Genomic DNA, 23359 nt, shown 5'->3' on the forward strand with positions numbered 1-23359 from the left:
CGGGTTATCTATGAGTTAAGTTTTTGAGTAAATAGTTCTGTATATTGAAAATCATAGGTTTGTTCTGGGTTACCTGAGCTTGTTGCTTCTGGGTAGGGTTTATTACCAGGACGGTCACGGGTTAAGCTCCACATCGACACGAGGTTCAAACCTATTTTTTTTGCGAATTCGCTTAGAATGTCGGCATCATGGAAACTGAACATAGCATGGTCATCATTTAGGCCAATCATCGGGGTAATTTGAACGTAATTATACATTTCCTTATCTTCTACCGATGGGTAGAAAGGTTTTAATTGGTTTTTAATACTGATGGCAGCCTTGATAGCGGCATCGCCCAAGCTAATGATGTTTGGGTCATAATAATCCATTGCCATTCCATTAACTTTCATGACCAAACCTGCTTCTACAGATTTTTTCACTAATGCTAATCCAGTATTTGTTAACCCTGTCGGTAGGGTGGGTAGGGTTAGGCTCAAGGTGATTTTTGGGTTATTGTCGACAATCACTTTTAAAGCAGAAAATGCATTATCAGCATCATAGAGGCCATTTTCGAAGTCTAAATCTATATGCGATGCGTTTAGTTTATCGATAGCTTCTTGATAGGTTTTGATCAGTTCTTCTTGTGTCTGTACCAATGAGACATCTTGATTAGCGGCTCCTCCGAATGACACTGCAACTTTTACTCCGCCAGCAATAAGTTCGTCACACAAGGGTTTAGCCCAGCTTATTGGCATTGTGGGTTGGGCGGACCATGCCGCTTGTCTATTTCGGTCCGCAGTTAAAAAACCAAGGTAAAGTATATCAACCCCATATTGGATTGCAGCTTGGCTGTATTTAGCATTTGGCCTGCCATCAGGGTAGTTTTGCCAATCGTTCCAAGTGGCATCGACACTGACATCGATATAAGGACCAAAATAGGTTTTATTCATTGTATATTCCTAGTCTAATGAGTTAGATAAAGTGAAATTGGTGCCCAATACTAACTAATAGGGCAAGGTCACTTTTATAGAAAATAGGCTTAGGAACAAGACTAAAAATTATTAGTAATCTAATAGGTTACAGTCCTATTATGATCATGATAATGGAGGTAATTCGATACAAATTATTAGGTTAATTTGAATGATGGTAGTTAGTCTTTTTTGCATCTTGGCTTATTTCATATCATCACATCATTGGTCTTTCATGTGAGAGGTAATTATTAAGAACAATTGGTTGTGATTGAGGTGAACTGTATTTATATTACTGATGCATGATTAATGTCATGTTAATAGTTCATTACTAATAGTATCTATATCAATCAATTGATTTGATGTTTTATTATAATTAACATATTGAATAATAAGATTATATTATATTTTATTTTAATCATTTTTGGATGTGATAATTCTGCGTTATATAATACTGACTTACAGGCACAGTAGGATATTCATATGTTTAAAAAGATTATTTTTGTTATTTTTCTTAGTTTCACTACTTACGGCTTTGCCAGCGATTTTACCTTTAAAGAAAAATCACCCGCTGATCGCGAGTTTAATCAAGACTACCAAGGTGCTAAAAAATTACAGGCACAACAAAAGTTTGTCTTTGATCCCAAGAAGAAACTTCCAGCAGAGGAACAAAGTTATCAAGCTTTATTAGACCAACGTAATGCGGATGAAAATTCAATACTACATCAGTTTAATGCTTGTGATGCCAACCCTACGGGAGCAGGGTGCCCAAACTCTAGGCCTTGGGTGAATGACCGACAACAAATGAAGAAAATGTTGGAGCAAGCGGGGCGCTACTGATAAGCAGGTTTACTGAGAAATAAGGGAGCAATAGGCTCCCTTATTGATTTTAAGTTAACTTGATTCAGGGAAAGTCAATGTTGCTCCCGGAGCTTCACGGCTTAAGTGAATGAAATTCATATGTTTTTCATATTGGTCGAGAATATCGCTAATTACCTGCTCTTTGGTATAATCCATTAAATCATTCCCTTGGGAACCCTCCCATAAGAAGGTTTCTAAACGGTAATAATGGGATTTCCCCGAGCGGGCGCGATAAGTAAAGCCAGGAACAGAATAGCGTTGCGGCCAGACTTGATAGATAAAGCTTTGTTCATCATCAAGGTCAACGGTCAGCTCTAAATGTTCTAACCGTTCATCTGCAATTGGTGGCATCGTATTAAACTCCACTTTTGCTCCCCTTAAAGATAACTCTTTCGCCACTTCTTGCATCGCAGGGATACAAACTAAATCAAGCATCCGTTGCGTATAAGTCGTACCGGGGAAGTTCATCACACGGCCTAAACGTTGTTTCCAATTGAGGGTACCATTGCCATACAGTGGTGCGGGTGCATTGGTGTTTAATGAGCTAACGCGCCTAAAATCTTCGACTTTTAATGACTTATATAACCCTGCCATAATGAAGAAAATGACGAAGCTAAAAGGTAGCCCCATGATCACCGTGGTATTTTGTAAGGCAGCAACCCCATCAGTCATTAGCATTCCTAGAGTTAGTAAGCCAATCGCGACGGACCAAAATATACGCAACCAATTAGGTGCATCATTATTGATATCACTGAGTTTCGAGGTGAAATTCCCTAATACTAATGAGCCGGAATCCGCAGAAGTAACATAAAAAAGTAACCCTGTGATGGTGGCGATTGAGGCGGTTAAACCAAAGCCAGGATAGAGCTCAAGTAGGGAATAAAACCCTTTTTCAGGGGCTTCGAGTACAGTTTGTGCTAACTCACTATTGCCATGAATGATTTCATATAAAGCACTATTTCCGAAAATGGATAGCCACAATAAAGTGAAAACAAAAGGAATAATTAAAGTACCAATCACAAATTGACGGATCGTTCGGCCACGAGAGATGCGGGCGAGGAATAACCCAACGAATGGCGACCATGCCACCCACCAAGCCCAGAAGAACAGTGTCCAGCTATTCATCCAATCAGTTGGGCGGTCAAATGCGAAGCTATTGAGTGTCATCCCTATAAAGCGGTTGACGTAATCCCCTACATTGAGCACTAACGCATTGAGCAAGAACTCAGTATCACCGACAAATAATATGAATAAAATCAAGCCTAAAGCTAGAAGCACATTGAGCTCGGAGAGTATACGGATACCCTTATTAACCCCAGAGGTCGCTGAAATCACCGCCATGACAACGGATAGAAAGATCAAGCCAGTTTGTACCGTTAAGCCTTGCGGTAAGTCAAACAACACTTTTAGCCCATAATTGAGTTGTACTACCCCAATACCAAGTGTCGTTGCGATACCAAAGATAGTCCCCAGTACTGCAGCAATATCAACGGTATGGCCGATAGGCCCCTCAATGCGTTTACCAAAAATAGGGTAAAGTGCAGACCGAATGGTCAGAGGTAAATTATAACGATAGCTGAAGTACCCTAAAGCTATACCCATTAATGCATACATAGACCAGCCCGTTAGGCCATAGTGGAATAGTGTCCACACCATCGACTGACGGGCTGCTTCTAAGGTTTCTCCATCGCCTGTTGGCGGAAGCATATATTGAGTGACGGGTTCAGCTACAGAGAAAAACATTAAATCAATACCAATCCCCGCAGCGAATAGCATTGCAGACCAGCTAAGAACGCTAAATTCAGGTTTGGATTGCTCAGGACCGAGTTTGATATTCCCAAAGCGTGATGTTGCAATAAAAATAACAAAAACAATGTACAAGGTTGCCGCTAATAGGTAATACCAACCAAAGGTTTTTGATACCCAACCTAAGGTGGCGACGATCCACTGATTTGCTGTTTCGGTCATCAGAATTGTAAAAAAAGAAAACGCTAGAATAAGACCAGCGGAAGTGAAAAAAACCACAGAATTTAATTTGTCTTTCTGCTGATTTTTCGAACTATGTTGAGTTGTCATCGGCAGTTCCACATTTTTATTTATTTAACAGGTTAAAATTACTTTTCACTCTAACTAATTGATTAATTAGTGTGAATTTGGTTTTCCTCCATATCCCTCCTGCATATATTGTGAATTAATTGTAAAATACAATAGAGAATATTGATTGAACATTCAATTAAAAAAACGTTTAATAAAAGGGAACAGTGTATTTTTTAGGTTTAAATACTATGCCGAAGGTAGGAATTAAGTCGATACGTAAACAGCAGTTAATTCAGGCCACTTTGGCTGTGATTAACGAAGTTGGAATGCAAGAAGCCAGCTTTGTGTTAATCGCCCGTAAAGCTGGGGTGTCTACAGGTATTATTAGCCATTATTTTCGAGATAAAAACGGGTTACTTGAAGCGGCTATGCGCCATATTCAATACCAACTTGGGCTTGCAGTTGCGATGCGCTTAAGAATGCTACCGGATGCAGAGCCAAAATTGCGAATACAGGCGATTGTTGAAGGTAACTTTGACCCAACACAGACTAGCGAAGCCGCGATGAAAACGTGGTTAGCATTTTGGGCTAGTAGTATGCACCAGCCTAACTTAAACCGACTACAACAGGTGAATGATAGGCGGCTTTATTCGAATTTAAGTTATGAATTTGGGCGGGTATTAAGCAAATCCGATGCGCGGATGGCTGCAAAAGGGCTTGCGGCGCTAATTGATGGTTTATGGTTAAGGAGTGCTTTAAGTAATGAAGTATTCCCAGTCCTAGAGGCACTGAAAATCACTAATGAATATATCGATATGCAACTTCATCGGGCAGAGGTAACAAAAACCTAAATATCAATTCAAAGGAGATAATATGCAACATCCACCAATCCATAAGCTTTATATTCATGGTGGTTACGTCGATAGCTCACAACCAGAATGCAGTCAATTTTCGGCAATCAACCCCGCAAATGGGGAGGTCATTGCCAAGTTACAATCTGCTAGCCTCGAAGATATTCAATGGGCAGTAGAAAGCGCCAAACAAGGCCAAAAGGTGTGGGCGGCAATGACAGCGATGGAGCGTTCACGAATTTTACGCCGCGCTGTTGATATTTTACGCGAACGTAATGATGAGCTGGCTTATCTTGAAACCTTGGATACCGGTAAACCGTTATCTGAAACTCGTTATGTCGATATTGTGACAGGGGCTGATGTCCTTGAATATTATGCTGGGCTAGCACCGATGCTGGAAGGGCAACAAATTCCGTTACGTGATAGCGCATTGGTTTATACCCGTCGTGAGCCATTAGGTGTTGTTGCTGGTATTGGTGCATGGAATTACCCAATTCAAATCGCTTTATGGAAGTCGGCGCCAGCGCTTGCAGCTGGAAATGCGATGGTGTTCAAACCGAGTGAAGTGACTTCGTTAACGGCTTTAAAACTGGCTGAAATATATACCGAAGCAGGTTTACCAGCTGGGGTGTTCAATGTGGTCACTGGAGCAGGCGGGGAAGTCGGCCAATGGCTAACAGAGCACCCAGATATTGCTAAAATCTCATTTACGGGTGGGATAGCTACGGGTAAAAAAGTCATGGCCAATGCATCTGCTTCATCATTGAAAGAAGTCACCATGGAGCTTGGTGGTAAGTCACCATTAATTATTTGTGATGATGCAGATTTAGATAAAGCTGCTGATATCGCTATGATGGCTAATTTTTATAGCTCAGGCCAAGTCTGTACGAACGGTACACGGGTATTTGTACCTAATTCTCTTAAATCACAATTTGAACATAAAATTGTTGAGCGTGTTGCGCGGATTAAAATCGGTTCTCCTGTTGAAGAGGACACGAATTTTGGGCCATTAGTCAGTTTTGCGCATATGGAAAATGTACTGCGTTATATCGAATTAGGGAAGCAGCAAGGGGCTCGTTTGTTATGTGGTGGGCAGCGTTTAGTGGATGGTCACTTTGCTGATGGCGCTTATGTTGCTCCTACGGTATTTACAGATTGTGATGATGAAATGCAAATTACTCAGGAAGAAATTTTTGGTCCAGTAATGAGTATTTTAGGTTATCAATCGGAAGAGGAAGTCATTGCTCGTGCCAACAACAGTGTGTATGGGTTGGCGGCGGGGGTTATTACTCAAGATTTAACGCGAGCGCATAGTGTAATTAATCAATTAGAAGCAGGTATTTGCTGGGTTAATACATGGGGCGAATCTCCTGCACAGATGCCCGTTGGTGGCTATAAACATTCAGGTGTTGGTCGTGAAAATGGCGTGATAACGCTGCAAAATTATACACAAATCAAATCTATTCAAGTTGAACTTGGGGAGTTTTCATCGGTTTTTTAATCACATCATTTTATTTTGACTGAAACAGAGGAGATAACAATGGTCTATGACTATATTATTATCGGTGCTGGTTCAGCCGGTAACGTTCTTGCTACCCGCCTGACAGAAGATCCTGAAGTTACTGTGCTGCTCCTTGAAGCAGGAGGACCGGATTATCGGTTCGACTTTCGCACACAAATGCCAGCGGCATTAGCGTATCCATTACAAGGTCGACGTTATAATTGGGCCTATGAGACTGACCCCGAGCCACATATGAATAACCGCCGTATGGAGTGTGGTCGAGGAAAAGGGCTTGGCGGCTCATCACTGATTAATGGGATGTGTTATATCCGTGGAAATGCGATGGACTTTGATGGCTGGGCTGAAGCTCCCGGTCTAGAAGATTGGCGCTATTTAGATTGCTTACCGTATTTTAGAAAAGCGGAGACGCGGGATATTGGTCCAAATGATTACCATGGTGGTGATGGGCCCGTAAGTGTAGCTACGCCTAAAAATGGCAATAATGTGCTATTTCATGCAATGGTTGAGGCTGGGGTTCAAGCAGGCTACCCGCAAACTGATGATTTAAATGGCTATCAACAGGAGGGGTTTGGTCCTATGGATCGCACAGTAACCCCTCAAGGACGTCGAGCAAGTACGGGGCGTGGTTATTTAGACCAAGCGAAAGGGCGAAAAAATTTAACGATTGTGACTCATGCAACCACTGATACTATTGAGTTCGAAGGAAAAAAAGCGGTTGGCGTGAAGTATTACCCAGGTAACAGTACAACTGCAACGGTGATAAAAGCGCGTAAAGAGGTGTTATTATGTGCAGGGGCGATTGCATCGCCACAAATATTACAACGCTCAGGGGTTGGTCCTGAAGATGTATTGGCGGAGTTTAATATCCCTAAAGTACATGTTTTGCCCGGTGTTGGGCAAAACTTACAAGATCATCTTGAGATGTATTTGCAGTATGAATGCAAACAGCCAGTTTCATTATACCCAGCATTAAAGTGGTATAATCAACCGATGATTGGTGCTCAGTGGCTGTTCAAAGGGACGGGAATTGGTGCCAGTAATCAGTTTGAAGCGGGCGGTTTTATTCGTACTAGTGATAAGTTTGCGTGGCCGAATATTCAGTTTCATTTCTTACCAGTTGCAATTAATTATAATGGTAGTAATGCAGTTAATATGCACGGTTTCCAAGCTCATGTCGGCTCAATGCGTTCTCCTAGCCGTGGGCGAGTACGTTTAAAATCATTAGACCCTAGGCAACACCCGAGTATTTTATTCAACTACATGTCATCGGAACAGGACTGGGAAGAGTTTCGTGCAGCTATCCGTATTACCCGTGAAATTATGGCTCAGCCAGCTCTCGACCCATATCGTGGTGCAGAGATAAGCCCCGGTAAACAGGTGAATACCGATGAAGAACTGGATGCTTTTGTTCGAGAGCGCGCTGAAACCGCATTTCACCCCTGTGGTACTTGTAAAATGGGTAATGATGAAATGGCAGTTGTTAATGGTGCAGGGCAGGTACACGGTATTGAAGGGTTAAGGGTGATTGATGCATCAATAATGCCATTAATTATTACCGGTAATTTGAATGCAACGACGATTATGATTGCTGAAAAAATAGCAGATAAAATACGTAATCGGGCACCACTACCTGTCAGCCAAGCGGATTATTTTGTGGCGGGGAATACGCCGGTTAGAAAAACGCCTTTAAGGGGGTAATAAGGCACTAGCATATTATTAAACCCGGTTTTTGGTTATTCAACAGCGGTTGATAGTTATATCAGCCGCTTTTTTTATGGGGTGAAATCATAAAGGAATTAATAAACAATAGTTATATTAATGAGAATGCAAATGATATTCATTATGATCTTGATTATTGTTATTATTGGTGTATATTTCAGGATAATTGATTAATACGAGGAAAAAATCGCCCTTAACCATTCAATAAATAAGGTTTTTGGTGTTAGCTGTATTTATCTAATTGCACTTACATCTCACTTTTAATTGACGAATTAAAGTATAGCAGGGGATATTTTCAAGCTGATTGTACGATATTTCTTCATTTGTATTAAATATTCATTAATTAATGAAGGCATTACTTAAATGATATTTCAAAATAAAAATATAATTAGCTTACTTGTTATATGTTCTTCAGGGACGGTTTTAGCGGATGAAGCCAATACAGCACAGCAGAAAGATAAACTTCTCGTTACTGCGAGTAAAATAAAGTCAAATAGTAAGCGAATAGAGACTAAAGATATTTCGGTAGTAAGAGGCACAACTAATTCGGATATATTTGCTAATGAAACCTCTCTTCAAATAAATAATGCCAGAAATGAAGCAGGTGCTTTAGATATTGGTATTCGAGGTCTACAAGGTAATGGCCGAGTGCCTATTATTATCGATGGTAGTTTGCAATCGACGAATACATGGCGAGGTTATCAAGGTAGCACCGATAGAACCTATATTGATATGGATTTGGTTGATACCATAGAGATCGAAAAAGGAGCATCGATGAGTAAATTCTCCGGCGGTGCTATCGGTGGAACAGTTAAATTAAAAACGTTATCTGCTAATAGTATTATCCCCCAAGGAGAGCAATTCGGGTTTTTATTTAAAGGAAATATTTATAACAATAACCGACGGCCTTCTATAGCATCAGAGGAAGGGCGGGAGTCAGAGTATCGGTTATCTAATTGGGTTAAAAATAGTCATTTTAATAATGGTTCCATAACCACTGGTATTGCCTATAGAAATGATAAGTTTGACGTGTTAATTGCGCATAGTGACAGAAAACAAGGCAATTTTTTTGCAGGGAAAAATGGTTATCATAAATATTCATCCACAGATGCACCGATAAAACCCGGGCAAGAAGTGGTTAATACGAGTTATGAAAGTCAGTCAACATTATTAAAGACGAATATTTATCTTAACCCATATTCTAGTATTGAATTAAATTATCGTCGCCACGAACAGCAAGCTGGCGAAGTTTTAGCTGCTTATTGGTATCAGTATGATAATAAAATGCCACAGTGGTCGTTAGGAACCGCAAATATAGATACCGCGTCATTAAACTACTCGTATAAACCTGATTCTTTATGGGTTGATATGAATTTAGGAGTATGGTGGACGAAAGGTAAGTTTAGGCAACGTAATGGTACATCGGATAATGTAAATGCTCATTATGGTGATCAATATAAACACCGTTATACCGATGAGCGGCTTGGATTTAATTTAGAAAATACTTCCGAGCTTGCCGCGTATCCCATCGGGATTACATATGGTGTGGAATATATGCAGCAGAAATCAAAGCCACTTAGTAAGACTTATCAGCCGATATGGACACCCGACGGAACACTAGAGGGGGACGAACTGACGCCGGTAACACGTAATGCGAAAGGTATTAATACATCCGCATTTACTAACGTTGAGTACCAAGGTGATTGGGTCACGGCGCTGGCGGGTTGGCGCATCCACTCGTTTGATGTTGATGACCATGTTCAAGGGAAAAGCCTTCATTACGGGCCAAAGAATGATTTATTCGGTGAATTGCGTTTTCATATGACGAATGAATTGGATATTTATACTAAATATTCAGATAGTTATAGAGAACCTAGTTTATTTGAAACAACGGCATCCGGTCAGACTTACTCTTATAGCCCTAACTCCCCACTAAAACCTGAGCATGCCAAGTCGTTTGAGGTTGGCATGAACCTTGAAAAAAATAACTTGATTGCCGATGAAGATGTTGCCGAGTTGCGGGTGGCGTATTTTAATAATGATATCAAAGACTATCTTTCACAAGGTGTGAACCCTAAATTGGAGGATTGGTCATCACCTTACGTCATAACCAAAAACTATGACAGGTTTAAGCTTTCAGGTTATGAGGTTGAATTAAAATACAATTCAAATTATGCATTTGGTTCCGTTGATGCCACTTTTTATAACAATGCAGAACTTTGCTCTCGGGATGAAATGGCGCTAGGGAGTTTACCATCTGCTTGTAATTCGGTTGGTTTTGCATGGGGGTTATCACCTTCACGTATTCCACCCAAGAAAGTTGTCACCGGAATTGTTGGAATAAAAATGTTTGATCAAAAATTACAAACAGGTTTACGTGTACGTTATAACTCAGGGAAAGATTACCCACAAGAATGGCTAGCTGGAACAGCTGCAGCACCTGTTACCAAGCTGTATTCCACGACAACATTTGATTTGTTAGGTAAATACTCTATTCAGAAAAATATCCATGTGAATTTTAATATTGATAACTTGACGAATCGTTATGCATTTGACCCAGGAACCGTTATTTATATGCCGATTCCAGGAAGAACCTTCAGGCTTGGGTTAGAAGCGACTTTTTAAATTGCAATCAATTTAGTTGTCTCTGAGCCAGTAGGTTCAGAGACAACATTATATATTTATTTACTTGTAAATTGCTTGTATGCACTCATGGTCTCTGCTGCGTACATTGCAGAAGGCCCACCCCCCATAAAAATGGCCACACCGAGTGCTTCTGCTAACTCTTGTTCGGTAACACCTAAATCAACCAGTATTTTGGTGTGAAAACCAATACAGCCATCACAACGATTTGCCACAGCAATACCGATAGCAATCAATTCCTTTGTTTTTTTATCTAATGCACCATCTTGGCTACCTGAACTAACTAGGTTAGAAAAATTTTTCATCACATCAGGAATATGCTTAGCGAGTTCAGGCAAATTTTGGCTGATATGAGTTGTTATTTGTTTGAAGTCTGACATTTTTTCCTCACTATATTTATGTTATTTATATTATATAATTTAATATAATGTAATCATGTAAATGATCAACTGGTATTTGCGTGAAATATAAACAATGAATTAAAATATGTTAAATTTAGCTTATGTTGGGTTTTTGGGTTTGGTGGTGAGTTTAAGGCGTATAGAAAAGTGTTCTGGAATTTTAGGTAAAAAAAACCCTCCAAACATTAAGGAGGGAAAATAAATATAAAGCGAGCCTATTGGTATACCACTAATTATGTATAAACCATACCCGACCAGTAAAATAATTTTGTAAAAAAATAAATAAGCGCTGAGCTGTAAAATAATGTTTATTAATTCATGTAGATAGCTATTTTTTAACGGAATTAATTAACCATTGTAAATAATTATCTTCGACTTGGCTTGGGTCAAGACGAATAAGTTCTGGTGTTTCGTATGGGTGAATTTCTTTTATTGCATTAAATAAACTGAGCTGATTATCGTGTGTTGTCTTAATCAAAAGCAAAATTTCTTTATCTTGTGTAATGTTACCTTGCCAAAGATATATAGATACCACTTCTGGTAATAGTGAAACACAGGCTGCAAGGCGATTCGCTAAAATATGTTGTGCAATTTTAATTGCACTTTCATGGCTATTCGTTGTACATAGCACAATGCAAGGTTGATGATTACTAGTGGTATAAGTGTTCATGGTAGACATTTAATTTCCTTATCAGTCATATTTAGAAATGAAACTACTATTAATGTTAGATTAAATATTCACACTGTGTATGGAAACAAGGCATAATATTTATAGTTATTTCTAATTGGAATTATTAGGTTAGGTAACAATACTTTTAATAAAGAGAGTCATATTGGTTTAATTCGGTTATCTGGTTTGTTTTTAAGCTGTGTAAGTATTATTACTGTTCATTTTGGTTTTTTTTTAATCAATTGTGCGTGGTGTGGTATTTTTATCCACTCAAAAAAAATAACACTATTTACTATTTTTATTTTATTAATTCGATTCAGCCTGCAAAAATAGAGGAAAAAACATAAATAAAATTGAAATTTTAGTATATTAGGTAATATCGAAATAATTTACTGATTACAATGAATAGTTAACTGTATTGACATCATCAAATGTGAGAATTATTAATTCGCTGTATAGGTTCACTCTTTAAAATAAGAGTGTGGTCCTCTATTTTTTTTAAAAATGAGTCAATATAACCTTATAATTATATATTACTTATTGTTACAAAATAGTCTGGCTATTTTTAATAAAACCAAGCTACTCACTGATAATGATCAAAGTTTTTGAGCTGTATTGTTAACATAATGATAAAAATCAGAATATATAACTGAAATTAATCTGTATTTCCATCTTTATACGTACATGGATAACCTTATGAATAAGTTAACACCTTTAAAGCCTGTACCGACCTTAATCGCAGTTGCCATTACGCTAATAATTTGGTTCTTGATCCCTGTACCTGAAGGGGTTAATCCAAATGCTTGGCACCTTTTAGCATTATTTGTTGGCACAATTGCCGCCATTATAGGTAAAGCATTACCTATTGGTGGTGTTTCTATTGTGGCTATTTCTTTAGTTGCTGTAACCGGAGTCACTAATCCAGAATCAACCAAAGGCGCTATTGCTGACGCATTAAGTGGTTTTTCCAATGACTTAATTTGGTTGATTGGTATTTCTATTATGGTTTCCATGAGCCTAAATAAGACAGGTCTTGGGGCTCGGATAGGTTATTATGTGATTTCCCTATTCGGTAAAAAAACACTCGGTATAGCTTATTCATTAGCAATTGCAGAAACCATTCTTGCACCAGTAACGCCAAGTAATACCGCTCGGGGCGGGGGGATTATTCACCCCATTATGCGTTCTATTTCGGATAGCTTTGGGTCAAAAGCTGAAGATGGGACCTCAAGTAAAATAGGGCGTTATTTATCGCTGGTTAATTACAATATTAACCCCATTACCTCTGCGATGTTTATTACTGCCACTGCACCAAACCCATTGATAGTAAGTTTGATCATTAGTGAAACTAGTCAAAGTAATGAATTGACTTGGGGTATGTGGGCAATAGCTGCATTTGTACCTGCCATTGTGTCATTAATCTTAATGCCTTTGGTGATCTATTTTATGTATAAACCAGAAATTACCTCAACACCTGATGCCCCGAATTTTGCTAAAGAGCGTTTGAAACAGTTGGGTGCGGTTTCATTACCCGAAAAAATAACCCTTGCTGTTTTCGGGCTGCTATTATTGATGTGGGCTGGTGTGCCCGCCATGGTTTTTGGTCCAGCCTATAGTGTTAATGCTACCACTGCTGCTTTTATTGGTTTGAGTATTTTATTAGCAACAGGGGTTATTAATTGGGATGATGTGCTGAAAAATAAAGGGGCTTGGGATACGGTAGTATGGTTCTCTGCTTTGGTTATGATGGCGACCTTCTTAGGCAAACTAGGCTTAATTAAATGGATGTCAGTGACTGTTGGTAGCACGATTGACAGTATGGGAATAAGCTGGGTGTGGGGGATGCTAATCCTTGTTTTAATTTATGTTTATTCGCATTACTTCTTTGCAAGTACCACAGCGCACATTACAGCAATGTATGCGGCATTTTTCTCCGCAGGTTTAGCACTTGGTGCCCCGCCAATGTTATTAGCTTTAACGTTAGCTTTCTCATCTTCACTAATGATGTCATTAACGCATTATGGTACAGGGACAGCGCCGATTATTTTTGGTTCGGGTTATGCGACGTTAGGCGAATGGTGGAAAACGGGTTTTGTCATGAGTGTTGTAAATTTAGCCGTTTGGTTCTTTATCGGTAGCATTTGGTGGAAATTCTTAGGTTACTGGTAATAGTGAAAAATTTATCTAGTTAGAATAAAAAATCGGGCGAACAGCCCGATTTTTTATTGGTGTTTTTAACTTAAAAAAATAATGTGCTAATCACAGTAATGATAGCCGCGACGATTAGCGCAATTAACATCACATGCCCCCAACTGATCATATGGGGGGATTTCATTGCATGTTGCCATAATAAGCTTATTTCATCAGCATGTGCATATTTGCGAGTATTAATGGCATTTTTAACGTTATTAACTATATCAGTGGCAGTGTCGGCATTTTTTTGCATCATCATGATTACTTGCCTTTTATTAAGGTAATGATATGTGGCTTATTTTGTCTGCTGTGATTATTTCAGATATGTAAAGTCAGAAAAATTGATGGGGTTTTATACAAACTTCCTCCTTTTTTACGATAAAACTCGGTTTCAGTTAAATAAATAAGGGAAAAGGAAGTTTAAGCGCTAAATTAGCTTCATTAAGAGGAAATGGTTACTCATCTAAGGTCATATTTATGCTTTTTGGATAAGTATTTTTTTATTTGGAAAATGAATTAACAAAGCGAATAAATATGATTGGTTTGCCTACAAAAGCCAGTATGATGTAAGTGCTTGAGGGTGAATTTATTTAGAGGAACACATGTATTCGCAAAGAAAGGCAGAATTTTTCTTAGTGCTGACCACGATAATTGCAGCTTGGGGGTGGGTTTTTTCTCGCGAAGCTGTACAGGGAATGCCTATATTCGCCTTTCTCGGCAGCCGCTTCTTATTAGCCGCCATAATTTTACTGCCATTTTGTCGCGGAAAGAAAAATAAAGTAACTCTTCAACAACTGCCAAAAATATTAATGACAGGCGGTTGGATGGCATTGAATATGGTGTTATGGATCTACGCAGTGGCAACAACGGATTCGATAGGGGAAGGGGCATTCATTATGAGCCTAGCCATGCTATTTGTTCCTTTAGTTGCGTGGGTCATTTTAAAAAATAAGCCAGTGCGTTATTTTTGGCAAGCCCTTCCTGTTGCTGTAGTGGGTTTGGCGTGCTTAACTTTATTTAAGGCACAACTTGAATTTAAGGCGAGCCAACTATGGTTTCTTTGTGCTGCTATCGTCCAAGCTATTTATTTTTGTTATACCAGCTTATATACCAGAACCGTGCCGCTTTTACCTTTAACGACAATACAATTAGCTTGCACAGGTACTGTAGGCTTGGTGCTATCCATCTTTTTGGAAGAGTGGCCTGCCAGTATTACTGCACCGACGATGATGTGGTTTATTGCAAGTGTGGTGATAGCGACGAGTTTACGGTTTATTTTACAGCTTATTGGCCAGAAAAACACAACAGCTGCAAACGCTGCAATTATTATGATCCTAGAGCCTGTTATGACAGTATTTGTTGCGGCTATTTGGTATCACGAACGGATGCCTTTGATTCAAATCGTGGGTTGTATATTGATTTTATGTGCTTTATTTTATTATCGTTGGCGTTGTTCAAATTCGCTACCTAAGTGAAATTAAATTATAAAAATAACTTAATGATTGCAGATCTTTTATAGGAAAACGTCTATGATTAATAGTAACAATCATAGATAGGAATATTTATCTAAATTAGAAGTTCTTATTTTGTATATTAAGATTAATGGTGTTGTAAATATAAATTATCTATCCAAAATAGCGAAGTACTAAGACGATAATTTGTTTATTGTTGTCTTCTTGGGTCAAGCGCTTAATGAGAAAATGGGCATAAGATGAAAAAATTAGCATTAATATTGGGTATGGTTGGGGCAGTAGCTGTGTTATCTGCATGTTCTGATGAAAAGGCAGAAATTGCTGAATATAAAACTAACTTTGTGAATACTTGTGTTGCAGGGTCAGGGAATCCACAGGGCGAAACAGCAAATGCTGTTTCAGCGATATGCGGATGTGCCTATGACAAAACAATTGAGAAATATGGCTTAGCTGAATTTAAACGTATTGATGGTGAATTGGCTAAGTCAGGTGATGCAGAACCTGAATTCCAAAAATCCATGATCGAATTTGTTCAGCAGTGTTCGCAAAACGCACGTTAGTCGCTTTAAACCCGCAGTTTGATGGCTATTCATCGTATAAGTGCTGCGGGTTTTTTATTTCTATTTAAATAAATTTTTAAACTGATGTGGTGCACAACGTAAATATTGTGGTGCAACATTAACTTGCTGATTTAATTCACAAGCAGCTCTCCATGGCCAGCGTGGCTCAAATAAAATCCCCCGCCCAATAGCGACAAAATCCGCTTGATGAGTCGCCAGAATAGCCTCTGCTTGTAATGGCTCTGTAATAAGGCCAACAGCAATAACAGGCATCATAGTATGTTCATTAATTGCTTGAGCCAATGGAACTTGGTAATTAGGGCTTAAAGGAATTTGTTGTTCCGCAGATAGGCCACCTGAGGAGACATGGATATAGTCACAACCTAAATCTTCTAATATTTCAGTAAGCTCGATAGATTCGGGAACGCTCCATCCGTGTTCAAGCCAGTCAGTTGCGGAAATCCGTACGCCAACTGCAATATTTGGGCTAATTGTTTCTCTAATTTCATGAAAAATATTCACTAATAAGCGACTTCGGTTCTCGAAGCTCCCCCCATATTCATCTTGGCGTTGATTTGAAACTGGGGATAGGAATTCATGCAATAAATACCCATGAGCTGCGTGAATTTCAATGACGTCAAATCCAGCTTGTTCTGCTCGTTTTGCTGCATCAATAAATTGTTTTTTGATTTCAATAATTTGTTCAATAGTTAACTCACGTGGTAGGTAGTTATCACCAAAAGCAAGCGCGGATGGTGCAACGGTTTGCCACCCATGAGGGTCAGTTGCTTGAAGGCTTTTTCCACCAAACCAAGGTAAATCAGTAGAGGCTTTTCTACCTGCATGGGCTATTTGCACTCCTAAACGTGCATTCGAATATTGCCTAATATCTACCAGCATTTGCTGCATGGCGGCCATTTGTTCATCATTCCACAGCCCTAAATCCTTGTGTGTAATACGTCCTTCGGGCGTAACTGCACTAGCTTCCATAATGACTAATGAAGCACCAGACAAAGCGAGGTTCATATAATGCGCCTTGTGCCACGGCGTTGGCATCCCATTGTCTGCTGAATATTGACACATAGGTGGAACGATAATTCTATTTTCTAGTGAAACTTGGCCTATTGATGCGGATGAAAAAAGATGACTCATAGGAACATTCCTTTTTAGATAACTTTAGTTATTCTTATATTATACCTAGTTTATTTTGGTCTTTTTGTGAGATGGTGTGATATTGCAAATCAACCTTACCTTTACATAAAGTTGAAACTAAAAAGCAAGTAGTTTTTTGGATCTTTGAAAAACATAAAAAAAAGTATAAATCCCTGTGTTGGTGGCTAAAAAATAGCTGAAATACTTAAAAAAATAGCATAAAAAATAAAATAGTAGAGTAAATATATTATCTTGGTATTTATAATTCTGTCACTTATAAATTAAATAAATAATCACCAATATATAATGGTTTTAATTTCACCTTATGGTTTTAATGGTTGTAATAGAAAAATACACTGGTTTTTTATTTTAAATAGTGATTTTAATTAGTGTGAACAAGTTGTTATCGCAGCAAAAATATAAAAATAGCCTTGCACTTGTCTCTAATGGTTTATATAAGCAACATACTGATATTGAATCAAATAGACAATTTAATTACGCAATTTGCATAGTCGTAAAATAGCATTAAATAATTAGGCTAGTTAATTAAAGCTTATTTCACCTGAAAAATATAATTCTAAGAAGGAAGTCGATGTGTTAACAATTATTGGTATTTTAATCATTGTATCTATCGTGACATTGCTCATGATGGGAAAAGTGAGCCCTATTATCGCAATGTCCTGTATACCATTTATTGGTGCATTATTTGCAGGATATTCTGTAGCGGAAATTTCAGTTTTCTTCGAGAGTGGGATTAATAAAGTCTCGAAAGTCGCTGCAATGTTTTTATTTGCCATCTTGTTTTTTAGCTTGATGAAAGATCTCCATATTTTTGACCCATTAATTCGGATAATGGTCAAAATGACTCGTGGAAATATTGTTGTTGTTTGTATTATGACTACCCTAATCGCGGGTATTGTCCATTTAGATGGCTCAGGAGCAGCAACATTTTTAATTATTATCCCTGCATTATTACCTTTATATCGACAGCTAGGTATGAGCCCATATTTAATGTTATTACTGATGTGTGCAAGCATGGGGGTGATGAATATGGTGCCTTGGGGAGGGCCTTTAGGGCGCGCCTCTGCAGTCACTGGAATTGACGCATCAACTTTATGGCAGCAACTTATACCTGTTCAATTAATTGGTATGGGTGGCGCTGTGGTATTCGCTATTATTATGGGTTTGCGCGAGAAACGCCGCATAGCTTCCGCACGGTTGAAAGGGACGACGCCGTATGAGATGGATTCATTATTACCTGCGAGTGAAGAAATTGGCGAAATCAATGAAACTATCCAAAAGCCTAAAAAGCCATTAATTAATGGTGGTTTAATTGTTGCATCGGTGGTGTGTCTGGCATTTGGTTTATTATCAGCTCCATATGTATTTATGATAGCACTATCAATCGCACTGATGGTGAACTTCCCTAACCCTAGAGACCAAATGAAGGTCTTATCTGCTCATGCGCCACAAGCACTCGGTATGGTCGCGATTATACTTGCAGCTGGAGCATTTTTGGGGATTTTATCTGAAGGGGGAATGCTTGAGTCGATAGCAAAAGATTTAACTGCTATTTTACCAATGGAATGGGTATCAAAAGTGCATATCTTTGTTGGTATTTTGGGTGTGCCGATGGATATATTCACCAGTACAGATGCTTATTATTTTGCTTTATTACCGATAATTCAACAAATTGCAGCCACTGTAGGGGTAGACCCATCTGCTGTTGTTTACTCTATGGCTATTGGTAATAATGCAGGGACTTTTGTTAGCCCATTTTCACCGGCAGCTTGGTTAGCCATGGGGCTAGCGGGGATTGATATGGGGCGTCACCTGCGTTATTCATTTGGGTGGATTTGGCTATTTAGTCTATTTTTACTTGGCGCTGGTGCGGTACTCGGTCTCTACTAATTGGCTTTCGCGCCGCAGTGTTGTTGGCTTTAAAAGTAACCCCTAGTCATACATTGGTATGTTCTAGGGGTTACTTTTTGTCGCCTAGTTGCAATAGCATCAGATTAGAATACATCCAGTTTATTTTTTGGTTTGTAATCTGTAGTCGGTACAGGTACCAAGGTGATTGAATAGCTATATTGCGAATTATCAGATAGTTACTATGTCGTAAAATTTACGGTTATGACATGATTTATTGGTTAATTATTATCAATAAGGTTTTGTTATGCGTCGGCCACTTTCTTCTTATCATCCTATCCTCTATTGGCTGCGTGTGACTCAAAAACGTCTAGCTCGAAGACTGCATTGGGCATTTTCCTCTCAATATTATGCGAAAGCGAAATCTTCTGAACGTCTTGAATATCGCTACAATAAGCACACATCCAAATTAATCCGCAAATTAGGTGAGTCGGATTTACGTTTGCAGTACAACAAAGTGACTAACTTGCGCATAGCCATTAAAGCCATGAATGGTATTACGATATACCCTGGGGAGTATTTTTCCTTTTGTCGATTAGTGGGAAAGCCCACAGCGCGTAGGGGGTTTCTTGAGGGGATGGAATTATCATTTGGCGAAGCTCGTAGTGGTATTGGTGGTGGAATTTGCCAGCTCAGCAACCTAATACACTGGATGATTTTGCACTCACCATTACAGGTGGTTGAGCGTGCTAATCATAGTTTTGACCCTTTTCCTGATGAGGGCAGAGTATTGCCGTTTGGCTCAGGCGCTGCCATTTTTTATAATTACATCGACCTTGTCTTTTACAACCCAACTCAAAGTGCATTTCAATTGGTTTTTAATATTGCTGAGCACCAACTTGAAGGGGAGTTGTTATGCAGTGATCCGCGAGAGGCGAAATACCATATTTATGAGAAAAACCATAAATTTACCCGTGAAAAAGGGGTGATTTATCGCCATAATGAAATTTGGCAAAAAGTGACGACTAAAGGGCAAGAGCCAGTCACTTTGCAAGATAATTGTTTGTACTGCAATAAAGTCGTAGTGAAATACCCTATTGATGAAAGCCGAATTGTTATCGAATAACTGCGTTTTTCATGAGTTTAGGAATAAATTGATAGTTTTTTCCTTGACAGTTAAGTTAGGATCTCACTGAATATAACACAAACAGGCCTAGAGAAAACGCTAGGCAGCATCAATATGAGGCCGACACTCGGACTAGATATGTAATACCAACACTTGATTTCTCAACAATAAAAGAAGCAAATCTTGCAAAAGATTTGTTGTGATTTCTATTCTTTAGAGAAAGCATGATGAATATGCAATCAAGAAAGTATGGTAGAACGTATCATTATCCGTTCTCACCCGGTACGACTAGTGACGATCGCATCAATAGCGATTGGTGGTCGCACATCCAAAATATTGGGCAATTAATTCACACAGAAAAACTCGATGGCGAAAACAATTGTTTAAATCGCTATGGTGTGTTTGCACGCTCTCATGGCGCGCCAACACAATCTGCATGGAGCCAACAGATACGTCAGCGTTGGCAGTTAATTAAAGATGATTTAGGTGATATCGAACTATTCGGTGAAAATCTTTATGCTGTGCATTCCATTGAGTATCAACATATTGAAGACTATTTTTATCTGTTTGCCGTTAGGCAAGGGGGTTATTGGCTTAGTTGGGAAGAAGTGCAATTTTATGCAGCATTATTTGATTTCCCTACGGTGCCTCAGTTGGATTTATCATTGAATAAGAATATGTCTGAGCAAGAATATACCCGTGGATTAATAGAAGCCGCATCCCAAGATAGCCAATTTATTGCCTATGATACACATACAGGCAAAGCATGTAGCATGGAAGGTATTGTTAGCCGTGATAGCCAAGCCTTCCCAGTAGATGATTTTATGTCGCATGTATTTAAATATGTGCGTAAAAATCATGTCAAAACAGATATCCACTGGAAGCGTAATTGGCAAAGAGCCAAACTGGCTTTTGAATATCAAGGAGGGCAATGATGAGCTGGCAATTGACAAAAAACCGCGATTGGTCGCAGCTTGAAGCTCAATTTGATTTTATCCGCGACATGCAAAATGTACCACAAGATAGCTTGCACCATGCAGAGGGTAATGTGGCTATTCATACCCAAATGGTGTTAGCCGCGCTTGAAAGTTTGCCTGAATATCAGCAACTATCACCGTTTAAGCAGCAGGTGGTTTGGACTGCGGCATTATTGCATGACGTAGAAAAGCGCAGTACCACACGTGAAGATGAAGAGGGGCGAATTCATTCACCGGGGCACGCTAAAAAAGGTGAGTTATCTGTACGGAATATATTATTTCGTCAAATAGAAACACCTTTTGCCATTCGTGAACATATTGCTGCATTAGTGCGTTTTCACGGCTTACCGTTATGGATAATGGAAAAACCAGACCCTGAGCGTACTTTATTTGCCGCCTCTTTACGTGTCGAAATGCCGTTGTTGTGTATGTTGGCGAAAGCGGATGCAATAGGCCGAACTTGTGAAGATAAAGCTGATTTACTCGCTAGAATTGAGCTGTTTGAATTATTTTGTCGTGAGCAAGATTGTTGGGATAAGCCTAAATCATTTGCCTCTTTAGCGGGCCGTTTCCAATATTTTCATTACCAGAAGGGCACGGCAGATTACCTCCCTTTTGAGGAGTTTGGTAGCGAAGTGATTATGTTATGCGGTTTACCCGGTATGGGGAAGGATCACTTTGTAAAACAGTTTTATCCACAAACTCAAATAATTTGCCTCGATGATATTCGTCGAGAACATAAAATTAACCCTGCAGATAAAAATGCACAAGGGTGGGTGGCTCAACAAGCGAAAGAGCAAGCTAAAGGTTTACTGCGCACTAAAACGGATTTTATTTGGAATGCGACTTCGTTAAGCGCTTCTTTGCGAGCCAGTATGATCAGCCTATTTGAACGTTATCAAGCAAAAGTTCATTTAGTTTATTTGGAAGTGCCATTCAAGCAATGGCGGCAACAAAATCAACAACGGCAATATGCTGTTCCAGATAATATTATGGAAAGAATGGCAGGCAAGTTGGAATTACCCACTCCCGATGAAGCGCACCAAGTTTCTTATTATATTAATAGTGAGTTTGTTGAGTTGTTCGGGGAGATATAGCATGGTTTACCTGCCTCTAGGTAAGAGGCAGGTTCTCATTTTGTATTATGGAATAAACGCATCACCTTCAAATAACTTCCTTGCTGTACGGATAATTGATGCCTGTAGCCCCTCAGGAAAGTCACTTTTTGGAGTTAATGAGACTTCAAACATTCCACTGAGATGCTCAATAGCGATATTTTTCATATCCACAGAATCAATATATTGTTTCACGATACTGTCAGGTAAAAGGGTACTGGTGGCAATAGCAATAGCGCCGGTTACAGCAAGGGCACCATGACATTTATGAGGCATAAAATAGCGTACGTTGATGGTACCACCATGGATAGCAGGAGAGACCAAAATAGGTTTGGGGATCACTTTTTTGCTCACATCACCTAAACCCATTGCTGCCCCCGCTTTAATGCGAATAGCTTCCAATTTCTGCATAAATTCGCTATCTGTTTCTAATTGTTCAGCCGTCTCATAACCGGTTTTATTCATCTGAGGGGCATCAATGAGTACCACAGGCGTTGCCATATCGATGCAACTCACCTCAACACCGTCAAAGGTATCAATTGAGTGCCCAGTTGGCAGAAGTTTCCCAGTTTTAGTACCGCAGGCATTTAAAAATGTTAGCGCAACAGGTGCTGCATACCCAGGTACACCAGCAATTGAGGTTTCACCAAGGTAATTCACTTCGCCATTAGGTGTTTGTACTGTTGAATTAATAAAGGTATTGGTATTCACATTACGAATTCTTACCGTGGTCGTGTCATGATGAATAGGGACTAAGCCTTTTTCAATGGCAAAAGGGCCAACCGCACACAGGATATTACCGCAGTTCGGCGCTGTATCGACAATCGCTTCCATAATAGAAACTTGTGCAAATAAATAGTCTATATCAGCGTCAGGGTGAGAAGAGGGGCCAATAATGGCGACTTTACTGGTTTGTGGGCTACCACCTCCAATGCCATCAATTTGTAAAGCATGACCAGAACCCATCAATGCAAGAATGAGTTTATCGCGCTGTTGAATATCGTTGGGAAGAGAATCTGCGAGTAGGAATACACCTTTCGAGGTGCCGCCACGCATTAATGTGCAAGGGATCTTTTTCATCTGTTTACCCGTTATATTTCCCGCTGTGGCGGTGTTGGCTACACTCAGTTACCCAAGTCACATACCTTTGTATGCTCCTTGGGATGCCTTCATTTGCCGCCTAGCCACAACGAGAACTATTTAGGGGAAGCCGATAAATATTTACGCGATAGCTTAAAGGCTGC

19 protein-coding genes are annotated in these 23359 nt (G+C 39.3%); 12 read left to right on the forward strand and 7 right to left on the reverse strand.

What is annotated here, in order from left to right; genetic code table 11:
- Positions 1–8 precede the first annotated feature (8 nt).
- Entirely contained in the window at positions 9–929 is a 921-nt protein-coding gene (locus ACPEH5_RS01075; RefSeq protein WP_166686063.1) for a chitinase, read from the reverse strand.
- Between the two features lie 501 nt (positions 930–1430).
- Between ACPEH5_RS01075 and ACPEH5_RS01080 the strand changes: the two genes are divergently transcribed.
- Positions 1431–1787, forward strand: a complete 357-nt coding sequence (locus ACPEH5_RS01080; RefSeq protein ID WP_166686064.1) for a hypothetical protein — start codon at positions 1431–1433, stop codon at positions 1785–1787.
- A gap of 54 nt (positions 1788–1841) precedes the next feature.
- Here the strand turns inward: ACPEH5_RS01080 and ACPEH5_RS01085 are convergent, their stop codons facing one another.
- A complete protein-coding gene (locus ACPEH5_RS01085; protein WP_281111179.1) occupies positions 1842–3884 on the reverse strand; it encodes a choline transporter in 2043 nt (680 codons plus the stop codon).
- Between the two features lie 209 nt (positions 3885–4093).
- Between ACPEH5_RS01085 and betI the strand changes: the two genes are divergently transcribed.
- From betI to ACPEH5_RS01105, 4 genes are all read left to right on the forward strand, one after another.
- The gene (betI, locus tag ACPEH5_RS01090; RefSeq protein ID WP_042844367.1) at positions 4094–4696 is read left to right on the forward strand and encodes a transcriptional regulator BetI; all 603 of its coding nucleotides are present in this window, start codon (positions 4094–4096) and stop codon (positions 4694–4696) included.
- 22 nt (positions 4697–4718) lie between these two features.
- Positions 4719–6197 carry a betaine-aldehyde dehydrogenase gene (betB, locus tag ACPEH5_RS01095; RefSeq protein WP_048606903.1) on the forward strand — a complete coding sequence of 493 codons (1479 nt, stop codon included), beginning with the start codon at positions 4719–4721 and terminating at the stop codon, positions 6195–6197.
- A gap of 39 nt (positions 6198–6236) precedes the next feature.
- Positions 6237–7916, forward strand: coding sequence for a choline dehydrogenase (gene betA / locus ACPEH5_RS01100; protein ID WP_042844198.1), 1680 nt, complete (start codon positions 6237–6239; stop codon positions 7914–7916).
- A 384-nt stretch (positions 7917–8300) separates the two neighbouring features.
- Entirely contained in the window at positions 8301–10562 is a 2262-nt protein-coding gene (locus ACPEH5_RS01105; protein ID WP_281111180.1) for a TonB-dependent receptor domain-containing protein, read from the forward strand.
- A gap of 56 nt (positions 10563–10618) precedes the next feature.
- Here the strand turns inward: ACPEH5_RS01105 and ACPEH5_RS01110 are convergent, their stop codons facing one another.
- Positions 10619–10960, reverse strand: a complete 342-nt coding sequence (locus ACPEH5_RS01110; RefSeq protein ID WP_042844196.1) for a carboxymuconolactone decarboxylase family protein — start codon at positions 10958–10960, stop codon at positions 10619–10621.
- A gap of 349 nt (positions 10961–11309) precedes the next feature.
- The gene (gene cutA / locus ACPEH5_RS01115; protein WP_042844194.1) at positions 11310–11660 is read right to left on the reverse strand and encodes a divalent-cation tolerance protein CutA; all 351 of its coding nucleotides are present in this window, start codon (positions 11658–11660) and stop codon (positions 11310–11312) included.
- A 687-nt stretch (positions 11661–12347) separates the two neighbouring features.
- On the opposite strand from cutA, the gene ACPEH5_RS01120 reads away from it, so the two are divergent.
- Complete coding sequence (locus ACPEH5_RS01120; protein ID WP_042844193.1) at positions 12348–13820, forward strand: anion permease; 1473 nt, start codon at positions 12348–12350, stop codon at positions 13818–13820.
- A gap of 70 nt (positions 13821–13890) precedes the next feature.
- On the opposite strand, the gene ACPEH5_RS01125 is transcribed toward ACPEH5_RS01120, so the two are convergent.
- Complete coding sequence (locus tag ACPEH5_RS01125) at positions 13891–14103, reverse strand: 3-oxoacyl-ACP synthase (RefSeq protein ID WP_166696792.1); 213 nt, start codon at positions 14101–14103, stop codon at positions 13891–13893.
- 343 nt (positions 14104–14446) lie between these two features.
- Between ACPEH5_RS01125 and ACPEH5_RS01130 the strand changes: the two genes are divergently transcribed.
- Together ACPEH5_RS01130 and ACPEH5_RS01135 are read left to right on the forward strand one after the other, a co-directional pair.
- Positions 14447–15319: a DMT family transporter gene (locus ACPEH5_RS01130; RefSeq protein WP_048606911.1), complete on the forward strand. Its 873-nt coding sequence runs from the start codon at positions 14447–14449 to the stop codon at positions 15317–15319.
- 236 nt (positions 15320–15555) lie between these two features.
- Complete coding sequence (locus ACPEH5_RS01135; protein ID WP_042844190.1) at positions 15556–15876, forward strand: hypothetical protein; 321 nt, start codon at positions 15556–15558, stop codon at positions 15874–15876.
- A 60-nt stretch (positions 15877–15936) separates the two neighbouring features.
- On the opposite strand, the gene ACPEH5_RS01140 is transcribed toward ACPEH5_RS01135, so the two are convergent.
- Positions 15937–17028: an NADH:flavin oxidoreductase/NADH oxidase gene (locus tag ACPEH5_RS01140; protein ID WP_042844189.1), complete on the reverse strand. Its 1092-nt coding sequence runs from the start codon at positions 17026–17028 to the stop codon at positions 15937–15939.
- A gap of 594 nt (positions 17029–17622) precedes the next feature.
- Between ACPEH5_RS01140 and ACPEH5_RS01145 the strand changes: the two genes are divergently transcribed.
- The 4 genes from ACPEH5_RS01145 to ACPEH5_RS01160 all read left to right on the forward strand — a co-directional run bounded on the left by ACPEH5_RS01145 (position 17623) and on the right by ACPEH5_RS01160 (position 22097).
- Entirely contained in the window at positions 17623–18939 is a 1317-nt protein-coding gene (locus ACPEH5_RS01145) for a CitMHS family transporter (protein ID WP_042844188.1), read from the forward strand.
- A 265-nt stretch (positions 18940–19204) separates the two neighbouring features.
- The gene (locus ACPEH5_RS01150; protein WP_042844187.1) at positions 19205–20023 is read left to right on the forward strand and encodes a VanW family protein; all 819 of its coding nucleotides are present in this window, start codon (positions 19205–19207) and stop codon (positions 20021–20023) included.
- A gap of 227 nt (positions 20024–20250) precedes the next feature.
- On the forward strand, positions 20251–20958 hold the full coding sequence (locus ACPEH5_RS01155) for an RNA ligase family protein (RefSeq protein ID WP_042844366.1): 708 nt from the start codon (positions 20251–20253) through the stop codon (positions 20956–20958).
- Positions 20958–22097: an AAA family ATPase gene (locus ACPEH5_RS01160; RefSeq protein WP_042844186.1), complete on the forward strand. Its 1140-nt coding sequence runs from the start codon at positions 20958–20960 to the stop codon at positions 22095–22097. Before ACPEH5_RS01155 ends, ACPEH5_RS01160 begins: the two co-directional genes overlap by 1 nt.
- A gap of 45 nt (positions 22098–22142) precedes the next feature.
- On the opposite strand, the gene ACPEH5_RS01165 is transcribed toward ACPEH5_RS01160, so the two are convergent.
- The gene (locus ACPEH5_RS01165) at positions 22143–23195 is read right to left on the reverse strand and encodes a 4-oxalomesaconate tautomerase (protein ID WP_071547949.1); all 1053 of its coding nucleotides are present in this window, start codon (positions 23193–23195) and stop codon (positions 22143–22145) included.
- Positions 23196–23359: the final 164 nt, after the last annotated feature.

The organism is Providencia sp. NPDC089933 (assembly GCF_049545585.1).
Taxonomy (GTDB): domain Bacteria; phylum Pseudomonadota; class Gammaproteobacteria; order Enterobacterales; family Enterobacteriaceae; genus Providencia; species Providencia huashanensis.

Coding starts and splice junctions, on each gene's coding strand:
- ACPEH5_RS01075 (WP_166686063.1), bottom strand. CDS start 929: ATGAATAAAACCTATTTTGGTCCTTATATCGATGTCAGTGTCGATGCC.
- ACPEH5_RS01080 (WP_166686064.1), top strand. CDS start 1,431: ATGTTTAAAAAGATTATTTTTGTTATTTTTCTTAGTTTCACTACTTAC.
- ACPEH5_RS01085 (WP_281111179.1), bottom strand. CDS start 3,884: ATGACAACTCAACATAGTTCGAAAAATCAGCAGAAAGACAAATTAAAT.
- betI (WP_042844367.1), top strand. CDS start 4,094: ATGCCGAAGGTAGGAATTAAGTCGATACGTAAACAGCAGTTAATTCAG.
- betB (WP_048606903.1), top strand. CDS start 4,719: ATGCAACATCCACCAATCCATAAGCTTTATATTCATGGTGGTTACGTC.
- betA (WP_042844198.1), top strand. CDS start 6,237: ATGGTCTATGACTATATTATTATCGGTGCTGGTTCAGCCGGTAACGTT.
- ACPEH5_RS01105 (WP_281111180.1), top strand. CDS start 8,301: ATGATATTTCAAAATAAAAATATAATTAGCTTACTTGTTATATGTTCT.
- ACPEH5_RS01110 (WP_042844196.1), bottom strand. CDS start 10,960: ATGTCAGACTTCAAACAAATAACAACTCATATCAGCCAAAATTTGCCT.
- cutA (WP_042844194.1), bottom strand. CDS start 11,660: ATGTCTACCATGAACACTTATACCACTAGTAATCATCAACCTTGCATT.
- ACPEH5_RS01120 (WP_042844193.1), top strand. CDS start 12,348: ATGAATAAGTTAACACCTTTAAAGCCTGTACCGACCTTAATCGCAGTT.
- ACPEH5_RS01125 (WP_166696792.1), bottom strand. CDS start 14,103: ATGATGATGCAAAAAAATGCCGACACTGCCACTGATATAGTTAATAAC.
- ACPEH5_RS01130 (WP_048606911.1), top strand. CDS start 14,447: ATGTATTCGCAAAGAAAGGCAGAATTTTTCTTAGTGCTGACCACGATA.
- ACPEH5_RS01135 (WP_042844190.1), top strand. CDS start 15,556: ATGAAAAAATTAGCATTAATATTGGGTATGGTTGGGGCAGTAGCTGTG.
- ACPEH5_RS01140 (WP_042844189.1), bottom strand. CDS start 17,028: ATGAGTCATCTTTTTTCATCCGCATCAATAGGCCAAGTTTCACTAGAA.
- ACPEH5_RS01150 (WP_042844187.1), top strand. CDS start 19,205: ATGCGTCGGCCACTTTCTTCTTATCATCCTATCCTCTATTGGCTGCGT.
- ACPEH5_RS01155 (WP_042844366.1), top strand. CDS start 20,251: ATGAATATGCAATCAAGAAAGTATGGTAGAACGTATCATTATCCGTTC.
- ACPEH5_RS01160 (WP_042844186.1), top strand. CDS start 20,958: ATGAGCTGGCAATTGACAAAAAACCGCGATTGGTCGCAGCTTGAAGCT.
- ACPEH5_RS01165 (WP_071547949.1), bottom strand. CDS start 23,195: ATGAAAAAGATCCCTTGCACATTAATGCGTGGCGGCACCTCGAAAGGT.